Genomic DNA, 22,256 nt, shown 5'->3' with positions numbered 1-22,256 from the left:
CCTCGGGCGGGGGACGGCACGGGCTACGGCGGGCGGGCGACGGGTCAGCCCGGCACGGCCGCGGCCAGGCGCTGGACGGTGTCCCGCAGCACGGGCCGGGGCGTCGCGAGCGTGTAGCGCGCGAACCCGTGGCCGGCCCGGCCGCACGCGGGCCCGTCGGTCAGCGCCACGCCGCTGCGGGCGAAGTGCTGCCCGGGGTGGTCGCCGAGGCCGAGGCCGCGGCAGTCGAGCCAGGCCAGGTAGGTGCCCTCGGGCGGCGTGTAGCGGACGGCGGGCAGCTGCTCGGCCAGCAGGGCGGCGAGCTCGCGCCGGTTGCCGTCGAGGTAGGCCAGGGCGTCGTCCAGCCACGGCCCGCCCGCGGTGTACGCGGCGGTGCTCGCGACGACGCCGAGCTGGGAGGCGCCGTGCTCGTACTCCTCGCCGACCTCCTGCCACACGGCCGCGTCGGCGTCCGAGGTCAGCACGACCTGCGCGCACTTGAGGCCGGGCACGTTCCACGCCTTCGACGCCGAGGTCGCGGTGACGGCGTGCGCGGCGGCGGCGGGGGAGACGGACGCGTACGGGACGTGCCGCCGGCCCGCGTACACGAGCGGTGCGTGGATCTCGTCGGCGAACACCCGGGCGCCGTGCGCCTCGGCCACCGCGGCGACGCCCAGCAGCTCCTCGCGGTCGAGCACCCGGCCCGTCGGGTTGTGCGGGTTGCACAGCACCAGCAGCCCGCCGCCGTCGGCCAGCGCCCGGCCGATCGCGTCGAGGTCGTGCACCAGCCGGTCGCCGTCGGGGACCAGCGGCACCTCGACGACCCCCCGGCCGAGGGTGGCGGGCACGGTGAGGAACGGCATGTACGCGGGCGTCGGCAGCACGATCGTCGAGCCCGGGGCGGTGAGGTGCCGGACGGTCGCCCGGAACGCGGCCATGACGTCGCCCACGGGCCGCACCCGCTCGGCCGGCGGCGCCCAGCCGTACCGCTCGGCGGACCAGCCGGCGTACGCCCGGGCCATCGCCTCGGCGGCGGACGGCGGCAGGTACCCGAACCGCTCGGCCTCGACCGCCTCGCGCAGCGCGTCCCGGACGACGGGAGCGGTGCCGAAGTCGGCCTCCGCGACGAACGCCCCGATCCGGTCCGGGAACAGGGACCACTTCAGGCCCCCGGCCGCGCGGAGGTCGGCGACGGTGCGTCGGTCGGCGTCGGCGGCGAACCGCTCGCGTGCCGTGGTGCCCTCGGTCATGCACCCCATCCCACCACCGACGACGCCCGCGGTCACCCCCGCGGCCGGAGCCTGGGGACGACCGCGCGCGCGCCGTGGTCACGAACGGGGTCGGGACGCGGTCACCGGGCGGCGCGGCGCCGGAACAGCCAGGCGGCGGTGAGCCGGGCGACGACGAGCAGCCCGACGCACCAGGCGAGCGCGACCAGCGGCTGCCCGCCGGGCGCCCCCGTCAGCCACGCGCGGACGGTGTCCGTCACCGGGGTGACCGGCTGGTACGTCGCGATCACCTCGAGCACCCGCGGCATCGACTCCGGCGGGACGAAGGCGCTCGACACGTACGGCAGGAACATGATCGCGAACGTGAACCCGTTGGCGGCCTCCGGCCCCGAGGCGACGATGCCGATCGCGACGGCCGTCCAGGTGAGGGCCAGCACGTACAGCAGCACGAGCCCCGCGACCGCGAGCCACTCGCCGAGCCCCGCCGTGGGGCGGAAGCCGGCGGCGAACGCGACCCCGATCACCAGCGCCGTCGACACGGCGTTGCGCACCAGGGACTCCACGACGTGCCCCGTGAGGGCGGCGACCGGGCGGACGGGCAGCGTGCGGAACCGGTTCATCAGGCCGTCGGTCATGTCCGAGGCGACGGACACCGCCGTGGTCGCGGCGCCGTACCCGGCGCAGAGCAGGACGATGCCCGGGACCACGTAGTCGACGTACGCGGCCTGGCCGGTCTGGATGGCCCCGCCGAACACGTAGACGAACAGCAGCATGAGGATGACCGGCAGGGCGATGCCCATGATCAGCGTGTCGGGCGTGCGCAGCGACCGGCGCAGGCTGCGCCCGATCATGGCGGCGGTGTCCTGCAGCGCCCAGCCGCCGAACGGCGCGGTGGCGGTGGCGCGTGCGGGTGCGGGTGCGGTGGTGGTGGTCACGACGCCTCCCGGGCGGCGAGGGCGGGCTCGGCGTCCGCCGGGCTGCCGGTCAGGGTGAGGAACACGTCGTCGAGCGTCGGCACCGCGACGCGCCACCCGGTGACGGGCAGCCGGCGCAGCTCGACGTCGGCGAGGATGCGGCGCACGTCCGGGACGGAGGCGTCGGTGGCGATCCGCTCCGTGCGGCCGTCGGCCAGCTGCAGCTCGACGTGGGCCGCGCCCACCCCCTGCTTGAGCTCGTCGGCCGTGCCCTCGGCGATGACGTGGCCGTGGTGCAGGACCGCGACGCGGTCGGCCAGGGCGTCGGCCTCGTCCAGGTACTGCGTCGTGAGGAGCACCGTCGCGCCCTCGGCCACCACGCCCCGGATGACCGCCCACAGGTCCTGGCGGCTGCGCGGGTCCAGCCCGGTCGTCGGCTCGTCCAGGAAGATCACCTGCGGCCGGGTCAGCAGGCTGACGGCCAGGTCCAGGCGCCGTCGCATCCCGCCGGAGTAGGTGCGGACCAGGCGGTCCGCGGCGTCGGCGAGGTCGAACAGCCCGAGCAGGTCGTCGGCCCGGCGCCGGCCGTACTCGCGGGGCAGGTGCGCCAGCCGCGCCATCAGCCGGAGGTTCTCCCGGCCGGTGAGCAGCTGGTCGACGGCCGTGTACTGGCCGGTGAGGCTGATCGCCTCGCGCACCCGGTCCCCGGCGCGCACGACGTCGTGCCCGGCGACCGCGGCGGTGCCGCCGTCGGGGCGCAGCAGCGTGCTGAGGATCTCGACCGTGGTGGTCTTGCCCGCGCCGTTCGGGCCGAGCAGGGCGAGGACCTGGCCCCGCGGCACGGCCAGGTCGACGGCCGTCAGCACCGTGGTGGACCCGAACGCCTTGCGCAGGCCCCGGGTCTCGATCATGAGCGTCTCCACCGCCGGCTCCTTTCTGTCTACGTCGTACACGGATCGGCTGATGTGTATGTTGTACACAGTTCCGGTCCCAGCAGTCAAGGAGCCCGATGTCACCCGAGGACCACCCCGTGCCGACCTCGCCCGAGCCGCACGAGCCGCCCGAGCCGCTCCAGCCGCTCGAGCCGGCAGAGCCGGTGGACGAGCACGCGCGCCGGCACGCCGAGGCGCTGCGCAAGGACCGGGAGAAGGCCGCCCGCGCCGCCGCCAAGGAGCTCGCGCGGGCCGAGCGCGACCGGGACCGCGCCGCGCGCGACGCCGAGAAGGCGCAGCGGGACCGGGACAAGGCGGTCCGCGCGGCGGCCAAGGAGGAGATGCGGCTGCGCGCCGAGCAGGACCGCGCCGTCCGGGACGTCGAGCGGGAGGCGGACCGGGCCGAGCGCGAGGCGCAGAAGGCCGCGCTGGACGCCGTGCTGGCCGCGCAGCGCGCGGCACGCCAGGTGGAGCGCGCCCGGCTGCGGGCGCTGGCGGCCGAGGACCCCGCGGAGCAGGACGGGACGCCGGACGCCGGCGCCCCGGACCTGCCGCCCGGGCTCGCGCTGCTCTGGCGACCCGCACCCGTGCGTCGGCGCGGGCCGCGGCCCGGGCTGACGACGGCGGGGATCGCCGGGGCGGCGATCGCGCTCGCGGACGCCGACGGGCTGGCCGGGGTGTCGATGGCGCGGGTCGCGGAGCGGCTGGGCGTCACCACGATGGCGCTCTACCGGTACGTGTCCAGCAAGGACGACCTGCTCGCGCTGATGATGGAGACCGCGCTGCGCGAGGCCGTCGAGGCGGCGGACGCCGCCCGGGCCGACGACGACCACGAGCCCGGCTGGCGGCCCGCGCTGGAGCGCTGGTGCCGCGACCAGCTCGGCCTGGCGTCCGTGCACCCGTGGTCCGTCGAGCCGGCGGTCGCGGCCGCGCTGCCCGGGCCCGCGCGGATCGCCTTCATCGAGCGGGGTCTGCGCGCGCTCGGCGGCACGCCGCTGACCTGGTCGGAGAAGACGGCCGTGGTCGGCCGGCTCTCCCTGCACCTGCTGAGCGAGGGGCAGGTCGTCGCGGCGGAGGTCCGGGCCGCGCGGGCGGCCGAGGCCGCCGGGACCAGCGAGGGCAGCCAGGACCTCGCGCCGCACCCGGCGCTGGTCGACTACGCCGGGCTCCTCCGCGCCGTGACGGACCCCGAGCAGCACCCGGTGCTCGCCGAGGCGCTCGCGGCGGGGGCGTTCGACCCGGAACCGCCGGGCGTGGAGCCGGTGGAGGAGCACGACTGGGGCCTGCGGCTGATGCTCGACGGCGTGGCGGCCCTGGTCGAGCGCGCCGCCGCGCGGGCGGCTCGGCGGGTAGCGGGCGGCTGACCTCGCCGATGCACGTCGTGTCGGTGCCGTGCGGTTGGATGGTGCGCGTGCTGACGGTAGCGACTGCGAACGTGAACGGGATCCGAGCCGCCTTCAAGCGGGGGATGGGGGAGTGGGTCGAGGCCCGCCGGCCCGACGTCCTGCTGCTGCAGGAGGTGCGCGCGTCCGACGAGATCCTCGCCGACCACCTGTCCGTCGAGGGCTGGCACCTGGCGCACGAGGCCAGCGAGACGAAGGGGCGCGCGGGCGTCGCGATCGCGTCCCGGCTGCCGATGAGCGCCGTGCGGATCGGCATCGGGACGGGCGTGCCGACGGACAGCGGCCGCTGGGTCGAGGCCGACCTCGAGCTGCCCGCGGTCGACGGCGGACGGCCGCGCGTGCTGACCGTCGTGTCGGCGTACGTGCACTCCGGTCAGGCCGGCACCCCGAAGATGGACGAGAAGTACGCGTTCCTCGACGTCATGACCAAGCGGATGGCCGAGCTGGCCGGCGGCGAGCACGACGCCGTCGTCGCGGGCGACCTCAACATCGCCCACCGCGAGGTCGACATCAAGAACTGGAAGGGCAACCGCACGGCCGCGGGCTTCCTGCCCGAGGAGCGCGCGTACCTGGACACCTGGTTCGACGAGCAGGGCTGGCGCGACCTGGGCCGCGAGCACGGCGGGGACGGCCCCGGCCCGTACACGTGGTGGTCCTGGCGCGGGCAGGCGTTCGACAACGACTCCGGCTGGCGGATCGACTACCAGCTCGCGACGGCGGGGCTCGGGGACCGGGTGCGCTCGGTGGAGATCGACCGCGCCGCCACCTACGACGCGCGGTTCAGCGACCACGCGCCGGTGGTCGTCACGTACGACGTCTGACCGCGGCGCGGACGGCCTCCGGCACGTCGGCGGGGGCGTCCGGCTTTCCGGCGCGGGCGCCCCTCGCGCCGGCGGGCTCCGTCACACCGGCGCGGGCGCCCCAGGCAGCTCGCGCATCCGCAGCAGCGGCGACAGCAGCACCGGCAGGGCGGCGACGACGGACCCCGCCACCCCGACCCAGAGCGTGGGCAGCGCGCCCCACGTGTGCCCGAGCCAGCCGCCGAGCAGCCCGCCGAACGGCGTCGTGCCCCACACGATGAACCGGACGGAGGCGTTCATCCGGCCGAGCAGCGGCGGTGGGCAGATCCGCTGCCGGAAGCTGACCTGCGCGACGTTGTAGGTCACCACCGCGCCGTAGAACAGCACGCCGCCCGCGATCAGGGTGGCCTGCGGCGGGAACGGCAGCACCACGGCCAGCGGGGTGAGGGCCGCGCCCGGGGCGAACGCCAGCGCGGCGAGCGGGATGACCCGGCCCTCGCCGACCCACCGGACCAGGCGGTCCGAGGCGAGCGCGCCCAGCAGCCCGCCGACGGCCGACGCGGACAGCACCGTCCCGTACGCGGCGGCGTCCAGTCCGAGGACGCGCAGCGCGTAGATCACCGTCACCGCCCCGGCGGCCGCGGTGAACAGGTTCCCGATCGCGGTGCACGCGACGATCCGGCGCAGCAGCGGCTGCCGCAGCACGAACTGCAGGCCCTCGGCGATCTCGGTCTTCAGCGGCCGGCGGTCCGCGGCGGGCGGCAGCTGCTCGACCTGGCGGATCCGGGACAGCGCGAACGCCGAGACCAGGTAGGTGCCGGCGTTGACCGCCAGCAGCACCGGTGCCGCGAGGACACGGAGCAGCGCCCCGCCCAGCGCCGGGCCGGCGACGCCCGCCACCGACTGGGTCGCCTGCAGCTTCGCGTTGCCCTCGCCGATGTGCTCGAGCCCGACCAGCCCGGGCACGTACGACTGGTGCGCCACGTCGAAGAACACCGTGGCGACGCTCATCACGAGCGCCCCGGCGTACAGCACGCCCATGGAGGCCTGGCCGGTCAGCGCGAGCGCCACGACGACGGCGAGCGTCGCCGCGCGCACCAGGTCGGCCGTGATGAGCACCCGGCGCTTGCGCATCCGGTCCACCCACGCTCCGGTCGGCAGCCCGATGACGAGGAACGCCGCGGTCTCCGCCGCGGTGAGCAGGCCCATCTGCCACTCGGTCGCGCCGAGGTCGCGCACCGCGAGCACCGGCAGCGCGATGCCGGTCAGCTGGAACCCCAGCTGACCGAGCGCGTCGCCCGCCCAGAGGCGGCGGAAGTCCGGGTGCCGGGCGAGGGAGCGGCGCCGCCCGGCTGCCGGACCGCTCGCCGCCTCGGCCACGGGCCCGGTCGCCGGGTCCGCCGCGGCGGTGCCGGGCGCCGTGGGCGGCGGGGAGTCGACCGGAGGGCCGGCGGGCGGGGGCGTCGTCATGCCGTCAGGATGGCGCGACTGATTGAGAGATGTCAATCAGTGGGTACGATCGACGCCATGACCGCTCCGTCGCCCGCGCCCGACCCCGCCCGTCCCGACGGCACCGGGCCCGGTCCCGCGGAGCCCGACGCTGCCGAGCTGGACGCCGACGCCCGCGCCCTCGCGTCCTCGGTCCGGCTGCGGATCCTGCGGCTGTGCCTCGACGAGGACCTCACCAACCGCGAGATCGCCGACCGGCTCGGCAAGAACCCCGCGACGGTGCTGCACCACGTCCGCACGCTGGTGGAGCGCGGCTTCCTGGTCGCCGGCCCGGTGCGCCGGGGCGCCCGCGGGTCGCGCGAGGTGCCGTACCGGGCGACCCGGAAGTCCTGGCGGGCGCCGGACTTCCCGGGCAAGTGGCAGCTGATGCTGTCGACGTTCGTGGAGGAGGTCGCGGAGGCCGACCCCGACTCGGTGCGGATGACCCGGCTCGGGGTCCGGCTCAGCGCCGAGGAGCACGCGGAGCTGATGACGCGGGTCGACGCGTTCTTCGTCGAGCTCGCCGAGCGGCGGCCCACCCCGGACGGGACGCCGTACTCGGTGCTGTTCGCCCTGCACGAGGACGCCGCCCGGCTGCCGCGCCGGCCCGCGTGATCAGTACCGGATCGCGTCGATCACCTTGACCCGGACGGCCCAGAGCGCCGGCAGCAGCCCCGCCACCGCGCCGACGCCCGCCGCGCAGGCGAGCCCGGTGAGCGCCGCGGAGACCGGGAACGGCGGCGCGTCCTGCAGCCCGGTGCCCAGCAGCCGCTCGACCGGCAGGTTCTCCAGCGCGACCACCGCCAGCACCACGCCGACCACGCCGGCCACGAGCGTCGCGACGACGGACTCGAGCAGCACCCCGAAGAACACCCGGCCCGACGTCGCCCCGAACGAGCGGCGGATGCCGATCTCCCGGATCCGCTGCCGCACCGTCACCAGCGCGATGTTGAGCAGGCCGAGCCCGCCCAGCAGCAGCGCGAACCCGCTCACCGCGATGATCACCCAGCGCGCGGCCGAGTCCAGGACGCCCGCGTCGCCCAGCGGCTCGGTGACGTCCACCTGCCAGCCCGGCAGCGCCGCCCGCAGGTCCTGGGTCACCCGCTCCTTGACCGCGGGCACGTCGGCAGGCGGCACCCACAGCTCCAGCAGCGGCACGGACGCGCCCTGCTGCCACGGGTCGGCCGCCAGCCCCCAGCGGTCGGCCTGGTCGACGAGCGCCGTCCAGGTCGGCCCCTCCTCGGCGTACTGGTCGGGCACCACCCCGATGATCTCCGCGCGCACCGGCTGCCGGCCCTGGAGCACCACGGTCGGGTGGCCGGACACGTCCGGCACGCCGAGCGCCGCCAGGAAGGCCTCGTTGACCACGAGCGTCGGCGCGAACCGGTCGGTGTCGGAGTCGGCGAACCACCGGCCCTCGCCCGGCACGATCCGGTGGATGACGCCGTAGTCCGGGTCGACCAGCTGCCCCTGCAGCAGCTGCGTGCCGCTCGGCAGGTCGACGGCCATCTGCCCCCACGTGGACCGCGACGCGTACGTCACGGAGTACCGCTCCACGACGCCCTCCAGGGCCGCGACCGCCGGTGCGGGGTCACCCGAACCCGTCATCGGCCACGCGGAGACCGAGAGCGTGGTCTCCCGGCCGCTCCACCTCTCGGTCTGCTCGCGGCCCGCCTGGCTGAGCATCTCCACGGCGGCGGTGACCCCGGTGATCGCGGTGACGGCGGCCGCCACCCCGATCAGCGACAGCAGCACGCGCAGCTTGTGCACCCGCAGCTCGTCCCACGCCTCGACGAGCGCGCCGGCCAGCCCGGTCACCGCGGGTCCCCGGCGGTGAGGGCCCCGCTCGGGGTCGCGCCGTCGGTGCTGGCGCCGAGGGTCGGCACGTCGCCCACCCACTCGGCCAGGGACCCCGGCCGGTCCGGGGAGACCAGCGTGACCGGCACCAGCACGCCGTCGGCGAGCCGGTAGTGCCGGCCCGAGCGCGCGGCCACCGCGAGGTCGTGCGTGATGGTGACCAGCGCCGCCCCGGACTCGCGGGCGATGTCGTCCAGCAGCGTCATGACCGCGGTGCCGGTGTCCACGTCGAGGGCGCCGGTGGGCTCGTCGGCGAGGATCACCCGGGGGCGGCGGACCAGGGCCCGGGCGATCGCGACGCGCTGCTGCTCGCCGCCGGAGAGCCGGTCCGGCATGTCCTCCAGCCGGTCGCCGAGCCCGACGCGCTCCAGCATCTCGGCCGCGAGCCGGTTCCGGGACCAGAACTGCCGCCCGCGGGCGTACAGCAGCGGCGCCGCGACGTTCTCCAGCACCGTGCGGCCGGTCAGCAGGTTGAACTGCTGGAACACGAAGCCGAACGACTCCCCGCGCAGGCGGGCGCGCCGCCGGCCGGACAGCCGCCGGGTGGACGTGCCGTCCAGCAGGTACTCGCCGCCGGTGGGCGCGTCGAGCAGCCCGAGGATGTTCAGCAGCGTCGACTTGCCCGTCCCGGACCGGCCGACCACGGCGACGTGCTCGCCGGCGGCGACGCTGAGCGTGACCCCGGTGAGGATGTGCAGCACCCGGTCGTCGGCGAGCCGCACCGAGCGGGTGACGTCCGTCAGCTCGAGCACGCTCAGCCGCCGCAGATCGCGGGGTCGGCGGTGGCGGGGTCGGTGCAGTCGACGTCGCCCGCGCCGGGCACCGGCGCGTACTCGAGCACCGTGTCGCCCTCGGCGAGGCCCTCGACTACCTGCACCTGCTCGCCGTCGGTGAGGCCGAGGACGATGGCGCGCTCCTCGGTGCTGCCGTCCGCGGCGACCAGCCAGACGTTGCCGTTCTGCACCGAGCCCTGCACCGCCGTCACGGGCACCAGGAGCGCGCCGTCGGCGGTGCCGTTCACGATCTCCACGTCGGCGCCCAGCCCGGGGAACGCCGTCACCCCGGCCGGCACCGCGCAGGTCACGGTGCCCGAGGACGGGGTCGCGGCCGGTGCCGCGGGGTCCTCCGGTGCCGCCGGGTCCTGCGCGGCCGCGCCGATCCGCAGCCCGGTGCACACGAACGGCGCGGGCCCGCCCTTGAGCGTGACCGTCGCCTCGCCCGGCGCGTCGATCAGCCGGTACTGCTGGTCCGGCGTCAGGGTGCCCTGCACCGACAGCGTGCCGGGGGCCACCGAGCCGACGACGTCGCCCACCGCGACGACCTGGTCCGCGAGCACCGTCAGGTGCAGGACGCCGGCGGTCCCGGCGCGCACCGTCTCCCACCGGACCTTCGGCTTGTGCTCGGTGACCGTCTCCAGGCCCGTCTCGGGGTCCGTGGTGACCGTCGGGTCCACCGGCGTCTCGGAGCGCAGCTCCAGCACGGGGGTGTCGGCGGCGACGACCTGCCCCTCCTCGGCGAGCAGGCGGTGCACGCCCGCGGCCATCGTGGCGCGCACAGGGACGGCCGGGTCGGCGACGACGGCCGCCGACACGGTGACCGCGTTGGTCACGGTGCCCGTGGTGACCGCCACCTGCGGCTCCACGACCTCGATGGACGGCTGCAGCGGGTCCTCGGCCTGCGCCGCCGAGCCGGCGCCGGTGAACGCGATCTTGGCCAGCGCGACGGCGATGACCGCCCACAGCACGATGCGGATCGCGGGGAACACGATCCTGCGTGTGACGCCCACGGCGCCTCCCTCGGGTGCACGCGCGCGACCGGTCGCCGAACGCTATGTCGCGAGGAACGCTACCGCGCAGAGCGCACTACCGGGGCGGATTTGAGCACCCGGTTCCGGGGGAGGACGCGGGGAGGGTCCGGCCGAGGGCCGAGGGCCGAGGGTAGGGGGCCGGGCGTCGAGGGTCGCGGCGGAGCCGGCGGTCGCGCGACCGCCGACCCCGCGCCGGCTCCTCGGTCCCGTCGGCTCCGGGGGTGTCGCCCCCTCGGCCCCGGCGGTCAGGCGGCGGGAGCGCTCGCCGTCGCCACCAGGAACGCGGGCGCGTGCAGGCCCTCGGCGGCGAACGCGGCGGCGACCGCGGCCGCGACCTCGTCCACCGCGTCCGCGCGGACCAGCGCGATGGCGGAGCCGCCGAACCCGCCGCCCGTCATGCGGGCACCGAGCGCGCCGGCCGAGCGAGCCGCCTCGACGGCGACGTCGAGCTCCCGGCACGAGACCTCGTAGTCGTCCCGCAGCGAGGCGTGCGAGGCGTCCATCGCGTCCCCGACCTCCTCCACCCGGTCGGCGTCGAGCAGCGCGACGAACTCCTCGACGCGGGCGATCTCGGTGACCACGTGCCGCACCCGGCGGACCAGCACCTCGACCTCGTCGCGGCCCTCGCCGACGGGCCCGGTGCCGTGCGCGAGCGCCGCCAGCGCGTCGCCGAGGCCGTGCGCGTCGATCTCGCGCAGCGTCCCCACGCCCAGCCGGGAGGCGGCCTCGTCGCAGGACGCCCGGCGCGCGGCGTACTGGCCGTCGTTCAGCGTGTGCGGGGCCTTGGTGTCGATGACCAGCAGCGCCAGCCCGTGCGCGGTGAGGTCGAACGGCACGTGCCGCACCGAGCCGTCGAGCGTGTCCAGCAGCAGCGCGTGGCCCGCGCGGCCGCGCAGCGACACCGACTGGTCCATCCCGCCGGTGCTCGCGCCGGCGATCTCGTTCTCCGCCCGGATGCAGGCGGCCGCGAGGGTGGCGCGTCCGGCGTCGTCGGGCTGCTCGGCGGTGCCCGCCAGGCCCAGCCCGTAGAGGGCGTCGATCGCGACGGCCGCCGCGCACTCGAGCGCCGCGGAGGACGACAGGCCCGCGCCGTACGGGACGCACGAGTCGACGGCGACGTCGAAGCCGCCGACCTGGTGGCCGGCCTCGGCGAGCGCCCACGCGACGCCCACGACGTACGCCGGCCAGCCGCTGACCGCCCCGGGCGCGACCTCGGACAGCACGACCTCGCGGGTCCCGGTGGTCTCCTGCGCCGAGACCAGCCGGACCACGCCGGTGTCCGTGCGCCGCACGGCGACGTACGTGCGGTGCGGCAGGGCGAACGGCAGGCACAGGCCACCGTTGTAGTCGGTGTGCTCGCCGATCAGGTTGACCCGGCCGGGCGCGGACCAGGTGCCGTCCGGGGCGGTGCCGAACCGGTCCGCGAACAGGGCGCGGACGCGGGCGTCGCCGTCGGCGGGCTCCCACGCCTCGACCCACACGGGGGCGGTCGTCGGCTCGTGCTGCTGCTCCATCGGGGTCAACGCCTCTCGGGGTGGTCGGACGCGGGGCGGTCCGGCTCGGGGTGGTCGGACGTGCGGGGGTCGGGGGCCGGGGAGTCCGGCGCCAGCAGCGTGCAGCCGGCGTCGGCCAGCACCGTGCGGGCGCTCCCGGGCAGGGCGGCGTCGCTGACGACGACGTCGACCTCCTCGAGCGAGGCGATCCGGGCCAGCCCCGCCACGCCCCACTTGGTGTGGTCGGCGAGCACCGTCACGCGGGCGCTGCAGGCCAGCAGCGCCCGGTCGGTGGCGGCCTCGGCCAGGTTCGGCGTCATCAGCCCGTGCTCGTCGAGGCCGTGCACGCCGAGGAACAGCCGGTCCACCCGCAGGGTCGCGAGCGCGGTGTCGGCGACGGGCCCGACCAGCGCGTCGGACGGCGTGCGGGTGCCGCCGGTCAGGATCACGTCGAGCGGGCCGGCGCCGGGGACCGCCCGGTGCAGCGTCTGGGCCACCGGGAGCGAGTTGGTCACCACGGTCAGCGGCCGCAGCGCGGGGTCGGCGGCGATCCGCTGCGCGAGCAGGTGGATGGTGGTGCCCGCCGACAGGGCGATGGACTGCCCGGGCTCGACGGTGCCGGCGGCCAGGGTCGCGATCGCGGCCTTCTCGGCGGTGGCCCAGGTGCTCTTCTCCTCGAACCCCGGCTCGTCCGTCGGCCGACCGGACCCGTCCGGGGCGACCGCGCCGCCGTGCACCCGGCGGACCAGGCCCGCCCGGTCCAGCTCGGTGATGTCCCGGCGCACGGTCATCTCGGAGACGTCGAGCTGCTCCACGAGGTCGGCGACGCGCACCGCGCCGCGGGCGCGCACGTCCGCGAGGATGCGGTCCTGCCGTTGACTCGCGAGCACGGCGACAGTATCCACCACGACCGCACACGAACCAACATCAGCCGCGCGTGACGACCGAGTCCTCCGGGTCCGCGGCCTCCGCCGCCTCCGTAGCGGCCGCCGCCGGTCGCAGCGTCGCGTGGGCCCAGGCGACGAGGGTCGTCGGGGTGGTGCTCGCCGCCGTACGGGGGTCCTCGGCGACGAACCCGCCCCGGTGCCCCCGCAGCATGCCGACCACCCCGTCCACCTGGGCCTCGGTCAGGCCGAGACCCCGCAGGGACGCCGCCGCGTCGTCGTCCGTGATCCGCACCGCCTCGACCGGCCGGCCGAGCGCGTCGCCGACCACCTGGGCGACCTCCGCGAACGACAGGTCGGCCGGGCCGTGCACGCCCTGGGTGCACCGCCCGGACCACGCCGTGGACAGCAGCCGGGCCGCCGCGACGTCGCCGACGTCCCGCGGGTCCACCCACGGGATGCGCTGGTCCAGCGGCAGCGTCGTCGTGAGCGCGCCGGCGCGCAGCCCGGGCAGGTCCAGCAGCAGGTTCGAGTAGAAGTAGCCGCACCGCAGGTGCGTGACGGCGGCACCGGTCGCGTCGAGCTGCTCCTCGGTGCGCGCCAGCCCGTCGATCTCCCCGAAGCCGTGCCGGGCCTCGGCCCCGACGCTGCTCTGCAGCACCACGCGCCCGATCCCGTTCTCCCGCACCGCGCGGGCGGCGACGGCACCGAGCCGGGCGTACGCCTCGACGGGGTCGTCGGCGGGCAGCGACGGGCTGACCCAGTGCAGGGCGTCGGCCCCCGCGGTGGCGCGGACGACCGCGTCGGCGTCGGTCAGGTCGACGGCGACGACCTCGGCGAGGGCGCGCAGCGCGGGGTCCAGCCGGCCGGGGTCGCGGGCGAGCAGCACGGGACGCTCGCCCGCCTGGACGAGCAGGGTGGCCACGCGGGACCCGACGCGCCCGGTGGGGGTGGTGACGACGACGCGCACGAGCGGCTCCTTCGACCCTCGGTGGACGGGGCCCCATCCTCGCGCGCACCACCGACACGACCACCGGCGGGAGGTGCGGCCGCCCGTCGGCGTCCGGCGGCGGTCAGCGCCCGAGGCCGGTCAGCGACCGACCGGCGTGAGCCCCAGCGACCGCCCTGCGAGCCCGCGCGACCGCGCGGTCAGCGACGAGGCCACCCCGCGCAGCGCGACCGCCGCGGGGGAGTCGGGGTCGGTGAGCACCACGGGCGTCCCGCCGTCGCCGGCCTCGCGCAGCCGGATGTCCAGCGGCACCTGGCCGAGCAGGGGCACGGTGCCGCCGGTCGACCGCGACAGGCCCTCGGCCACCCGGGCGCCGCCGCCGGAGCCGAACAGCTCCAGCCGGCTGCCGTCGGGCTGCTCCAGCCACGCCATGTTCTCGACGACGCCGACCACGCCCTGCCGCGTCTGCGTGGCGATGGACCCGGCGCGCTCGGCCACCTCGGCCGCGGCGAGCTGCGGGGTGGTCACCACGACCAGCTCGGAGCCGGGCAGCAGCTGCGCCACGGAGATGGCGATGTCGCCGGTCCCGGGCGGCAGGTCGAGCAGCAGCACGTCCAGGTCGCCCCAGAACACGTCGGCGAGGAACTGCTGGAGCGCACGGTGCAGCATCGGTCCGCGCCACACCACGGGCTGGCCCGGGGGCACGAACATCCCGATCGAGATGACCTTCACCTCGTGCGCGATGGGCGGTAGCAGCATCTCGTCGACCCGGGTCGGCGGCTGCGTCACGCCGAGCATCCGCGGGATCGAGAACCCGTAGATGTCCGCGTCGACCACGCCGACCCGCAGCCCGTCCGCCGCCATCGCGACCGCGAGGTTCGCGGTGACCGACGACTTGCCCACGCCGCCCTTGCCGGACGCGACCGCGAACACCTTGGTCAGCGAGGTCGGCTTGCTGAACGGGATGACCGGCTCGGCGCCGCCGCGCAGCCGCTCGGTCAGCGCGGCGCGCTGCTCGGGGCTCATCACGCCCATGGCCATCCGCACGTCGGCCACGCCCTCGACGGTGCGCACCGCCGCCGTGACGTCCTTGGTGATCGTGTCCCGCAGCGGGCAGCCCGCGGTCGTCAGGTCGATGCCGACGGTCACCCGGGTGCCGCCGGCCGCGGCGGTGTCCACGTCCACCGAGCGCACCATGCCCAGGTCCGTGATCGGGCGGCGGATCTCGGGGTCGATCACCCGGGTCAGGGCCTCCCGGACGGCGGCGGCGACGACCTCGGGGTCACGCGTGTCCAACGGCATGCGCCCATCGTAGGTCCGCGCGGCCGGGCTTCCCGTGGGACCCGGTCCCGCCGGGGGCGGTGCGGACGGAGGTGGTGCGGACGAGGGCGGTGCGGACGGGGGCGGTGCGGACTGGGGCGGTGCGGACGGGGTCAGGCGCCGGGCCCCCGGCCGCGGTCGTCGGCCACCGCGCGCCGGTCCCGGGCCCGGTCCGCCCGGCCGCGGTCGAGCCGGTCGCGCTCGGCGGCGTCGCGCGGGGCGTCGGCGGCGTCGTCCTCGGCGTTCTCGCGGTCCTCGACGAGGTCCTCGAGCAGGTTGCGCAGCTCCGAGCGCACGAAGTCGCGGGTGGCGACCTCGGACAGGGCGATGCGCAGCGCCGCCATCTCGCGGGCCAGGAACTCGGTGTCGGCCAGGTTCCGCTCGGCGCGCTGCCGGTCCTGCTCGGCCTGGACGCGGTCGCGGTCGCTCTGCCGGTTCTGCGCCAGCAGGATCAGCGGCGCTGCGTACGACGCCTGCAGCGACAGCATCAGGGTCAGGGCGGTGAACCCGTTCTCGGCCTTGTCGAAGCGCAGGAGCTCGGGACCCCACGCGTTCCACGACAGCCAGGCCAGGCAGAACAGGCTCAGCCACAGCAGGAACTTCGGCGTGCCCATGAACCGGGCGATGCCCTCGGAGACCTTGCCGAACGCGTCCTCCTGCAGCTTGGGCAGGAACGTGCGGCGCGCGGCCTTCGGGGTGTCGAGGCGCTCAGCCACGGCGACCCCCTCGGGGTGCCCGGGTCGCTGCGGGCGGGCCGGCGGCGGGCGGGCCGGCGACGGGTGCGGCCGGCACCGGCTGCACCTCCTCGTCGGTCTCGCGCCAGTCCTCGGGCAGCAGGTGGTCCAGCACGTCGTCGACGCTGACCGCGCCGAGCAGCCGGCGGTCGTCGTCGACGACGGGGATCGCCAGCAGGTCGTAGGTCGCCAGCCGGCGGGTGACCGCCATCAGCGGCGCGTCGGCGGGCACCGGGTCGATGTCCGTGTCGACCAGCGAGCCGATCGGCTCGTGCGGGGGCTCGCGCAGCAGCCGCTGCAGGTGCACCACGCCGATGAACCGGCCGGTCGGCGTCTCCAGCGGCGGCCGCACCACGAACACCATCGACGCCAGCGCCGGCGTCAGCTCGCGGCGCCGCACGTGCGCGAGCGCGGCCGCGATCGGCGTCTCCGGGCCCAGGACCACGGGCTCGGTGGTCATCAGGCCGCCCGCGGTGTTCTCCGCGTACGCGAGCAGCCGGCGGACGTCGCGCGCCTCCTCGGGCTCCATCAGGCCGAGCAGCTCGGCCTGCTGGTCGTCGGGCAGCTCGCCGAGCAGGTCGGCGGCGTCGTCGGGCTGCATCGCCTCCAGGACGTCGGCGGCGCGGGTGCGCGCCAGGCCGGACAGGATCGCCACCTGGTCGTCCTCGGGCAGCTCCTCCAGCACGTCGGCCAGCCGCTCGTCGTCCAGCGCGGTCGCCACCTCCAGCCGCCGGGTCGCGCCCATGTCGTGCAGCACGTCGGCGAGGTCGGCCGGCTTGAGCTCGTCGTACTGCGCCAGGAGCAGCGCGGCGCCCTGGGCGTCGGCGGCGGTGCGGGCCAGACCGGCGATGGCGTCGATGTCCAGCAGCTCGGGCTCGCCGCGCCGCCGCAGCACGCCGCGGCCCGGGCGGTGCCGGCGCACGAACACCTTGGACACCAGCCAGTCGCCGTTGCGCTGCCGCTCGATCGCGACGTCCTCGACGGCCGCGGAGCCGGAGCCGTCCGCCAGCTGCACCGTGCGGTCGAACAGCTCGCCCACGACCAGCGTCTCGAACGGCCGCTGCTCGAACCGGCGCATGTTGACCAGGCCGGTCGACAGCACCTGGCCGGAGTCGATCGCGGTCACGCGGGTGAGCGGCACGAACACCCGGCGCTTGCCGGGGACCTCGACGACCAGGCCGACGGCGCGCGGCGCGCCCTTCGGCCGGAGCAGCACGACGACGTCGCGCACCCGGCCGACCTGGTCGCCGATGGGGTCGAAGACGGAGGTGCCGGCGAGTCGTGCGACGAACACTCGGGTCCCGGAGCCGCTCACGGTCGTCAGCGTAGACGCGGGGGTGCCCCGTCGCAGGCGCGCGACGGCCGCGGGCACCGTGACCGCCGTCACCCCGGTGCGGCCTGTGCCCGGTCTGGACGTCCGCCACGAAGTCCCTGCGTATCGCCCCGGTCGTCTGGCGTCGGCACCGCCCGCGGGGCGAGGATGGGGCCATGTCGTTCACCGGTGGTGCCCGCGTCCCCAACACCCCCACGCTGCCGCAGGGCGAGACCGTCGCGTCCTACGGCACGTACCTCGAGGCGCAGAAGGCGGTGGACCACCTCTCGGACCACCAGTTCCCGGTGCAGCTGGTGACGATCGTCGGCACGGACCTGCGGATGGTCGAGCGCGTCACCGGCCGCCTGACCTACGCGCGCGTCGCGATCGGCGGGTTCGGGTCCGGCGCCTGGTTCGGCGTGTTCATCGGCCTGCTGTTCCTCATGGCGGGCGGGGAGTCGGGCATCCTGCTCGCCGCCGTGCTGTTCGGCGGCGCGGCCGGCCTGCTGCTCGCGGTGCTGGTCTACGCCACCAGCCGCGGCCGGCGGGACTTCACCTCGCAGAGCCAGATCGTCGCCTCGCAGTACGCGGTGCTGTGCCAGGTGGAGCGGGCGCACGACGCGCGGCAGATGCTCCGCGAGGTCGGCGGCGTCCGGGTCGGCGCGGGCGCCCCGGTGCCGCCCGCGCAGCCGTTCGGCACCCGGCCGTCCGACCCGTCCGGCGCGTACGGGCAGCCGGCCGCCCCGCAGGCGCCCGCCACGCCGCCGCCGGCCCAGCCCCGCTACGGCCAGCTCGCGCCCCAGCCCGGCCAGCCGCCGGCCGAGCCGCGCTACGGGCAGCTCGCGCCGCAGCCGCAGCCGCCGGTGCAGGACACCGAGCAGCAGCCGGGCACGCCGCCCGAGAAGCAGGACTGAGCCCGACGACGACGGCCCGGCCCCCGCGGTCGCGGGGACCGGGCCGTCGTCGCGTCCGGGGGTCGGGTCAGCGACCGAGCAGGCCCGCCATCCAGGACTCTACGTCCTCCGGGCGCCGCGGCAGGGCCGCGGACAGGTTCTCGTTGCCGTCGGCCGTGATCAGCACGTCGTCCTCGATGCGCACGCCGATGCCGCGCAGCTCCTCCGGCACCCGCAGGTCGTCGACCTGGAAGTACAGGCCCGGCTCGATGGTGAACACCATGCCCGGCTCGATCACCGCGTCCAGGTACATCTCCTTGCGGGCCTGCGCGCAGTCGTGCACGTCCAGGCCGAGGTGGTGGCTCGTGCCGTGCACCATCCAGCGCCGGTGCTGCTGGCCCTCGGGGCTCAGCGACTCGGCCGCCGGGACCGGCAGCATGCCCCACTCGTCCAGACGCGCGGCGATGACCTCCATCGCCGCGGCGTGCACGTCCCGGAACCTGTTGCCGGGCACCGCGGCGGCGAACGCGGCGTCGGCCGCGTCCAGCACCGCCTGGTACACCCGGCGCTGGGCGTCCGTGAACGTCCCGTCGACCGGGAGCGTCCGGGTGATGTCGGCGGTGTAGAGCGAGTCGACCTCGACGCCCGCGTCGATCAGCACCAGCTCGCCCTCGCGGACCCGGCCGTCGTTGTCCGTCCAGTGCAGCGTGGTCGCGTGCGAGCCGGCGGCGGCGATGGTCTCGTAGCCGACGTAGTTGCCCTCGACGCGGGCCTGGGACAGGAACGTGCCCTCGATGACCCGCTCGCCGCGGCGGTGCGCCACGGCCTCGGGCAGCCGGCGCACGACCTGCTCGAAGCCCTCCGCGGTGGCCGCCACCGCGGACCGCAGCTCGGCGACCTCGTGCGCGTCCTTGACCAGGCGCAGCTCGGACAGCGCCTCGACCAGCGCGGCGTCCCGCTCGCCCGCGGCCTCGGCGGCGCGGATCTCCTCGACGACGGCCTCGACGGCCTCGTCGACGCCGGGGACCACCAGCACGCGCACGCCGTCGGGGCCGGCGTCCTTGGCGATCGCGTCGCGTAGGTCGTCGCTGTGTGCGGTCGCGATGCCGGTGACGGTCGCCATGTCCTCGAGCGTCGGTCGGGGGCCGACCCAGAACTCGCCGTACCGGGCGTCGGAGAAGAACTCCTCGGTGTCCCGGCCGGCCAGCGGGCGCAGGTAGAGCACCGCGCGGTGCGTCGAGCGGCCGCCGTCGGGCAGCGGGTCGCCCTCGCCGTCGGCGGCCGGGTGCAGCACCAGCACGGCGTCGGGCTCCTGCTCGGCACCCAGGCCGGTCAGGTGCGCGAACGCGGAGTGCGGGCGGAACCGGTAGTCGGTGTCGTTCGACCGCACCTTGTACGCGCCGGCCGGGACCACGAGCCGCTCGCCGGGGAAGGCGGCGGCCAGGCGCGCACGGCGCGCGGCGGTGAACGGCGCGGCGTCGCCGGCGACCGCGGTGCTGGCGGGTCGCTCGGCCCAGCCGGACGTCACCCAGTCCAGGAACGCGGCGGACTGCGGGCGCTGGCTGCGGTTGGAGCCGCGGTCCGCGAGGGTCTGCTCGCCGGGGGCGGGCTCGGACAGCGCGGGCGCGGGGGTCTCGGGGGTGGGGTCGGTCGCCATGGGGCCAGTCTGGCATCGCGGACGGGTCGTGCGGGCGGGCGTGCGGGCAGGTGTGCGGGCGGGGCGCTACCGGTGAGTAGGCTTCCGCGGTGCGCATCGACCTCCACACCCACTCGTCGGCCTCCGACGGCACCGAGCCCCCGGCCGGCGTCGTGGCGTCCGCGGCCGCCGCCGGGCTGGACGTCGTCGCGCTGACCGACCACGACACGACCGCGGGCTGGGCCGAGGCGTCCGACGCCGCGCGCGAGCACGGCATCGTGCTGGTCCCCGGCACCGAGGTGTCGGCGCTGTCCCGGCACGTCAGCGTGCACCTGCTGTCCTACCTGCAGGACCCGGCGCACCCCGCGCTCGGCGACCTGGTCGCCCGGACCCGCGAGGCGCGGCTGCACCGCGGCCGGGCGATCGTGGAGCGGCTGTCCTCGGACTTCCCGATCACCTGGCAGGACGTGCTCGCGCAGCAGGCCCCCGGCACCGTGGTCGGGCGGCCGCACGTCGCGGACGCGCTCGTCGCGCTCGGGGTCGTGCCGGACCGGGACGCCGCGTTCGCGGACGTGCTCTCCACGCGCGGCGACTACTACGTCCCGTACTACGCGCCGGAGGCGGTCGAGGCCGTCGAGGCGATCCGCGCGTCCGGCGGGGTGCCCGTGTTCGCGCACCCCGGCGCCGACGGCCGCGGGCGCATCGTCCCCGACGCCGTGATCGCCGAGCTGGCCGAGGCGGGCATGGCCGGGCTCGAGGTGCACCACCGCGACCACGGACCCGAGCAGCGGGCCCGGCTGACGGCGCTCGCGGACCGGCTGGGCCTGCTGGTCACCGGGTCGAGCGACTACCACGGCACCGGCAAGCGCAACCTGCTGGGGGAGAACACCACCACGCCGGAGGTGCTCGCCGAGATCGAGCGCCAGGGCCGCACCGCGGTGGTGGGACGATGAGCGCCGTGCTCGACTGGCGACTCCTCTCCGAGGTCTTCATCACCCTGTTCGTCATCATGGACCCGCCGGGGACGGTGCCGATCTTCCTCGGCCTCACCGGCACCATGACCCGCCAGCAGCGCAACCGCGCGGCGCGGCAGGCGATCCTCGTCGCGTTCGGCGTCATCCTGGCGTTCGCGGTGTTCGGGCAGAGCCTGCTGTCCTACATGCACATCTCGCTGCCCGCGCTGCAGGCGTCCGGCGGCCTGCTCCTGCTGCTGGTCGCGATGGAGCTGCTGACCGGCAAGTCCGAGGAGCCGCAGCCGTCCGGCAACACCAAGGTCAACGTGGCGCTGGTGCCCCTGGGCACGCCGCTGCTGGCCGGGCCGGGCGCGATCGTCGCGGTGATGGTGTTCGTGCAGCAGAGCGACGGCACCCTGGCCGACTGGCTCGCGATCGCGATCGGCATCGTGCTGGTGCACGTCTGCCTGTGGCTGGCGATGCGGTTCGCCGGGGTGATCCACCGGCTGCTCGGCGACTCCGGGACGACGCTGGTCACCCGCATCGCGGGCCTGCTGCTGGCGGCGATCGCGGTGCAGCTCGTGGCGGACGCGGTGACGGCGTTCGTCAAGGCCGCGTAGGACTCGGCCGCTTCGCCGGCCGATTCTCGCGGTACCGGCCGATCTTCCGGCCGGGGATGCGAGAACCGGCCGGGGACGGGGCTCGCGCTGGCAGCCTCGCGCCCGCGGGGCGAGGATCGGCCCGTGACCACCTCCACCCCCACGCTGCGCAGCCGGCTCGGCGGCGAGCTGTTCGCCCGGGTCGCCGGCCCGCGCGGCGACCAGGTGCGCGAGCGGATCCACACCACGCCCGGCACCCGCTGGTTCGGCCCGGACGACGCGATCCGCCGCGTGCACGGCGACGCGTCGATGTTCGTCGGCGGGCTGACCGCGCTGCTGCTGCAGTCCTGGCACCCGCTGGCGATGGCGGCCGTCGCCGCGCACTCCGGCTACCGGGGCGACCCGTGGGGGCGGCTGCAGCGCACCAGCACCTTCATCGCGACGACGACGTTCGGCACCGCGGCGCACGCCGAGCAGGTGATCGGGACGGTGCGCGCGATCCACGACCGGATCAGCGGCGTCACCGCCGAGGGCGAGCCGTACGCGGCGTCCGACCCGCACCTGCTGCGCTGGGTGCACGTCACCGAGGCGCACGCGTTCCTCGCCGCGCACCAGCGGTACGGCGCCGACCCGCTCGACGCCGCGGGCTGCGACGCCTACGTCGCGCAGGGCGCGCGGGTCGGGCGGGCGCTCGGCGCCGAGGACCTGCCGGAGACGGCCGCGGGCCTGCAGGACGCGCTCGACTCCTACCTCCCCGAGCTCCGCGGCACGCCCGAGGCGCGCGAGGCGGCGCGGTTCCTGCTGGTGCACCCGCCGCTGTCGGCCGCCGCGCGGGCGCCGTACGCGGTGCTGAGCGCGGCGGCGATCGCCGGCCTGCCCCGCGCGGCCCGGGCGCCGCTCGGCCTGCCCGACGTGCCGTGGCTGGACGCGACGCTCGCCCGCGGCGGCGGCCACGTGGTCACGCGCGCGATCCGGTGGGCGCTCGCGGCCGACCCGGCCCCGCCGACGCCGGCCGGGTAGCCCGCGGCTGCCCGCGGCTCCTCCCGCGAGGTCGTCGCACCATGGCGAGGTCGT

Annotated in this window: 21 protein-coding genes; 7 read left to right on the top strand and 14 right to left on the bottom strand. The window is 76.4% G+C overall.

Annotation, left to right across the window (positions count from 1 at the left end; translation table 11 throughout):
- Window positions 1-44: 44 nt before the first annotated feature.
- The 3 genes from AC1050_RS06760 to AC1050_RS06750 form a co-directional block, all read right to left on the bottom strand.
- A complete protein-coding gene (locus tag AC1050_RS06760) occupies window positions 45-1,229 on the bottom strand; it encodes a MalY/PatB family protein (RefSeq protein ID WP_482386590.1) in 1,185 nt (394 codons plus the stop codon).
- A gap of 101 nt (window positions 1,230-1,330) precedes the next feature.
- Window positions 1,331-2,143, bottom strand: a complete 813-nt coding sequence (locus AC1050_RS06755; protein ID WP_482386589.1) for an ABC transporter permease — start codon at window positions 2,141-2,143, stop codon at window positions 1,331-1,333.
- On the bottom strand, window positions 2,140-3,045 hold the full coding sequence (locus AC1050_RS06750; RefSeq protein ID WP_482386588.1) for an ATP-binding cassette domain-containing protein: 906 nt from the start codon (window positions 3,043-3,045) through the stop codon (window positions 2,140-2,142). The genes AC1050_RS06755 and AC1050_RS06750 overlap by 4 nt, the downstream gene beginning before the upstream one ends.
- Before the next feature lie 86 nt (window positions 3,046-3,131).
- Here AC1050_RS06750 and AC1050_RS06745 point away from each other — a divergent pair, with 86 nt between their 5' ends.
- The gene (locus AC1050_RS06745) at window positions 3,132-4,418 is read left to right on the top strand and encodes a TetR family transcriptional regulator (RefSeq protein ID WP_482386587.1); all 1,287 of its coding nucleotides are present in this window, start codon (window positions 3,132-3,134) and stop codon (window positions 4,416-4,418) included.
- 47 nt (window positions 4,419-4,465) lie between these two features.
- Window positions 4,466-5,278: an exodeoxyribonuclease III gene (locus AC1050_RS06740; RefSeq protein WP_482386586.1), complete on the top strand. Its 813-nt coding sequence runs from the start codon at window positions 4,466-4,468 to the stop codon at window positions 5,276-5,278.
- Window positions 5,279-5,359: 81 nt separating this feature from the next.
- Here the strand turns inward: AC1050_RS06740 and AC1050_RS06735 are convergent, their stop codons facing one another.
- Window positions 5,360-6,727, bottom strand: a complete 1,368-nt coding sequence (locus AC1050_RS06735) for an MFS transporter (protein WP_482386585.1) — start codon at window positions 6,725-6,727, stop codon at window positions 5,360-5,362.
- Between the two features lie 57 nt (window positions 6,728-6,784).
- On the opposite strand from AC1050_RS06735, the gene AC1050_RS06730 reads away from it, so the two are divergent.
- Complete coding sequence (locus AC1050_RS06730) at window positions 6,785-7,360, top strand: winged helix-turn-helix transcriptional regulator (RefSeq protein WP_482386584.1); 576 nt, start codon at window positions 6,785-6,787, stop codon at window positions 7,358-7,360.
- Here AC1050_RS06730 and AC1050_RS06725 read toward each other — a convergent pair whose 3' ends face one another.
- The 9 genes from AC1050_RS06725 to AC1050_RS06685 form a co-directional block, all read right to left on the bottom strand.
- The gene (locus AC1050_RS06725; protein ID WP_482386583.1) at window positions 7,361-8,563 is read right to left on the bottom strand and encodes an ABC transporter permease; all 1,203 of its coding nucleotides are present in this window, start codon (window positions 8,561-8,563) and stop codon (window positions 7,361-7,363) included.
- Window positions 8,560-9,360: an ABC transporter ATP-binding protein gene (locus tag AC1050_RS06720; RefSeq protein WP_482387251.1), complete on the bottom strand. Its 801-nt coding sequence runs from the start codon at window positions 9,358-9,360 to the stop codon at window positions 8,560-8,562. The genes AC1050_RS06725 and AC1050_RS06720 overlap by 4 nt, the downstream gene beginning before the upstream one ends.
- Window positions 9,357-10,388, bottom strand: coding sequence for a permuted SH3 domain-containing protein (locus AC1050_RS06715; protein WP_482386582.1), 1,032 nt, complete (start codon window positions 10,386-10,388; stop codon window positions 9,357-9,359). Before AC1050_RS06715 ends, AC1050_RS06720 begins: the two co-directional genes overlap by 4 nt.
- 266 nt (window positions 10,389-10,654) lie before the next feature.
- Window positions 10,655-11,923, bottom strand: coding sequence for a galactokinase (galK, locus tag AC1050_RS06710; protein ID WP_482386581.1), 1,269 nt, complete (start codon window positions 11,921-11,923; stop codon window positions 10,655-10,657).
- Window positions 11,924-11,928: 5 nt separating this feature from the next.
- Window positions 11,929-12,810 (bottom strand): DeoR/GlpR family DNA-binding transcription regulator, encoded by an 882-nt coding sequence (locus AC1050_RS06705; RefSeq protein WP_482386580.1) that lies wholly within the window; start codon window positions 12,808-12,810, stop codon window positions 11,929-11,931.
- A 19-nt stretch (window positions 12,811-12,829) separates the two neighbouring features.
- Complete coding sequence (locus AC1050_RS06700; protein WP_482386579.1) at window positions 12,830-13,756, bottom strand: NAD(P)H-binding protein; 927 nt, start codon at window positions 13,754-13,756, stop codon at window positions 12,830-12,832.
- 120 nt (window positions 13,757-13,876) lie between these two features.
- Window positions 13,877-15,037 carry an Mrp/NBP35 family ATP-binding protein gene (locus AC1050_RS06695; RefSeq protein ID WP_482386578.1) on the bottom strand — a complete coding sequence of 387 codons (1,161 nt, stop codon included), beginning with the start codon at window positions 15,035-15,037 and terminating at the stop codon, window positions 13,877-13,879.
- Between the two features lie 131 nt (window positions 15,038-15,168).
- The gene (locus AC1050_RS06690; protein WP_482386577.1) at window positions 15,169-15,771 is read right to left on the bottom strand and encodes a DUF1003 domain-containing protein; all 603 of its coding nucleotides are present in this window, start codon (window positions 15,769-15,771) and stop codon (window positions 15,169-15,171) included.
- Entirely contained in the window at window positions 15,764-17,104 is a 1,341-nt protein-coding gene (locus AC1050_RS06685; protein WP_482386576.1) for a magnesium transporter MgtE N-terminal domain-containing protein, read from the bottom strand. Before AC1050_RS06685 ends, AC1050_RS06690 begins: the two co-directional genes overlap by 8 nt.
- A 173-nt stretch (window positions 17,105-17,277) precedes the next feature.
- On the opposite strand from AC1050_RS06685, the gene AC1050_RS06680 reads away from it, so the two are divergent.
- Window positions 17,278-18,015: a YflT domain-containing protein gene (locus AC1050_RS06680; RefSeq protein WP_482386575.1), complete on the top strand. Its 738-nt coding sequence runs from the start codon at window positions 17,278-17,280 to the stop codon at window positions 18,013-18,015.
- A 67-nt stretch (window positions 18,016-18,082) separates the two neighbouring features.
- Here AC1050_RS06680 and AC1050_RS06675 read toward each other — a convergent pair whose 3' ends face one another.
- The gene (locus AC1050_RS06675; RefSeq protein WP_482386574.1) at window positions 18,083-19,651 is read right to left on the bottom strand and encodes an aminopeptidase P family protein; all 1,569 of its coding nucleotides are present in this window, start codon (window positions 19,649-19,651) and stop codon (window positions 18,083-18,085) included.
- Between the two features lie 89 nt (window positions 19,652-19,740).
- On the opposite strand from AC1050_RS06675, the gene AC1050_RS06670 reads away from it, so the two are divergent.
- The 3 genes from AC1050_RS06670 (at window position 19,741) to AC1050_RS06660 (ending at window position 22,202) form a co-directional block, all read left to right on the top strand.
- A complete protein-coding gene (locus AC1050_RS06670) occupies window positions 19,741-20,583 on the top strand; it encodes a PHP domain-containing protein (protein WP_482386573.1) in 843 nt (280 codons plus the stop codon).
- A complete protein-coding gene (locus AC1050_RS06665; protein WP_482386572.1) occupies window positions 20,580-21,203 on the top strand; it encodes a MarC family protein in 624 nt (207 codons plus the stop codon). Before AC1050_RS06670 ends, AC1050_RS06665 begins: the two co-directional genes overlap by 4 nt.
- 123 nt (window positions 21,204-21,326) lie before the next feature.
- Window positions 21,327-22,202 carry an oxygenase MpaB family protein gene (locus tag AC1050_RS06660; protein WP_482386571.1) on the top strand — a complete coding sequence of 292 codons (876 nt, stop codon included), beginning with the start codon at window positions 21,327-21,329 and terminating at the stop codon, window positions 22,200-22,202.
- The last annotated feature ends 54 nt before the right edge of the window (window positions 22,203-22,256 follow it).

Source organism: Cellulomonas sp. NEAU-ZC6, assembly GCF_056844425.1.
This window is presented reverse-complemented; position numbering and strand designations above follow the sequence as displayed.

Bases quoted from the DNA above. Each gene is read 5' to 3' on its own strand.
- AC1050_RS06760 (WP_482386590.1), bottom strand. From the start codon at position 1,229: ATGACCGAGGGCACCACGGCACGCGAGCGGTTCGCCGCCGACGCCGAC.
- AC1050_RS06745 (WP_482386587.1), top strand. From the start codon at position 3,132: ATGTCACCCGAGGACCACCCCGTGCCGACCTCGCCCGAGCCGCACGAG.
- AC1050_RS06735 (WP_482386585.1), bottom strand. From the start codon at position 6,727: ATGACGACGCCCCCGCCCGCCGGCCCTCCGGTCGACTCCCCGCCGCCC.
- AC1050_RS06730 (WP_482386584.1), top strand. From the start codon at position 6,785: ATGACCGCTCCGTCGCCCGCGCCCGACCCCGCCCGTCCCGACGGCACC.
- galK (WP_482386581.1), bottom strand. From the start codon at position 11,923: ATGGAGCAGCAGCACGAGCCGACGACCGCCCCCGTGTGGGTCGAGGCG.
- AC1050_RS06695 (WP_482386578.1), bottom strand. From the start codon at position 15,037: ATGCCGTTGGACACGCGTGACCCCGAGGTCGTCGCCGCCGCCGTCCGG.
- AC1050_RS06680 (WP_482386575.1), top strand. From the start codon at position 17,278: ATGTCGTTCACCGGTGGTGCCCGCGTCCCCAACACCCCCACGCTGCCG.
- AC1050_RS06675 (WP_482386574.1), bottom strand. From the start codon at position 19,651: ATGGCGACCGACCCCACCCCCGAGACCCCCGCGCCCGCGCTGTCCGAG.
- AC1050_RS06665 (WP_482386572.1), top strand. From the start codon at position 20,580: ATGAGCGCCGTGCTCGACTGGCGACTCCTCTCCGAGGTCTTCATCACC.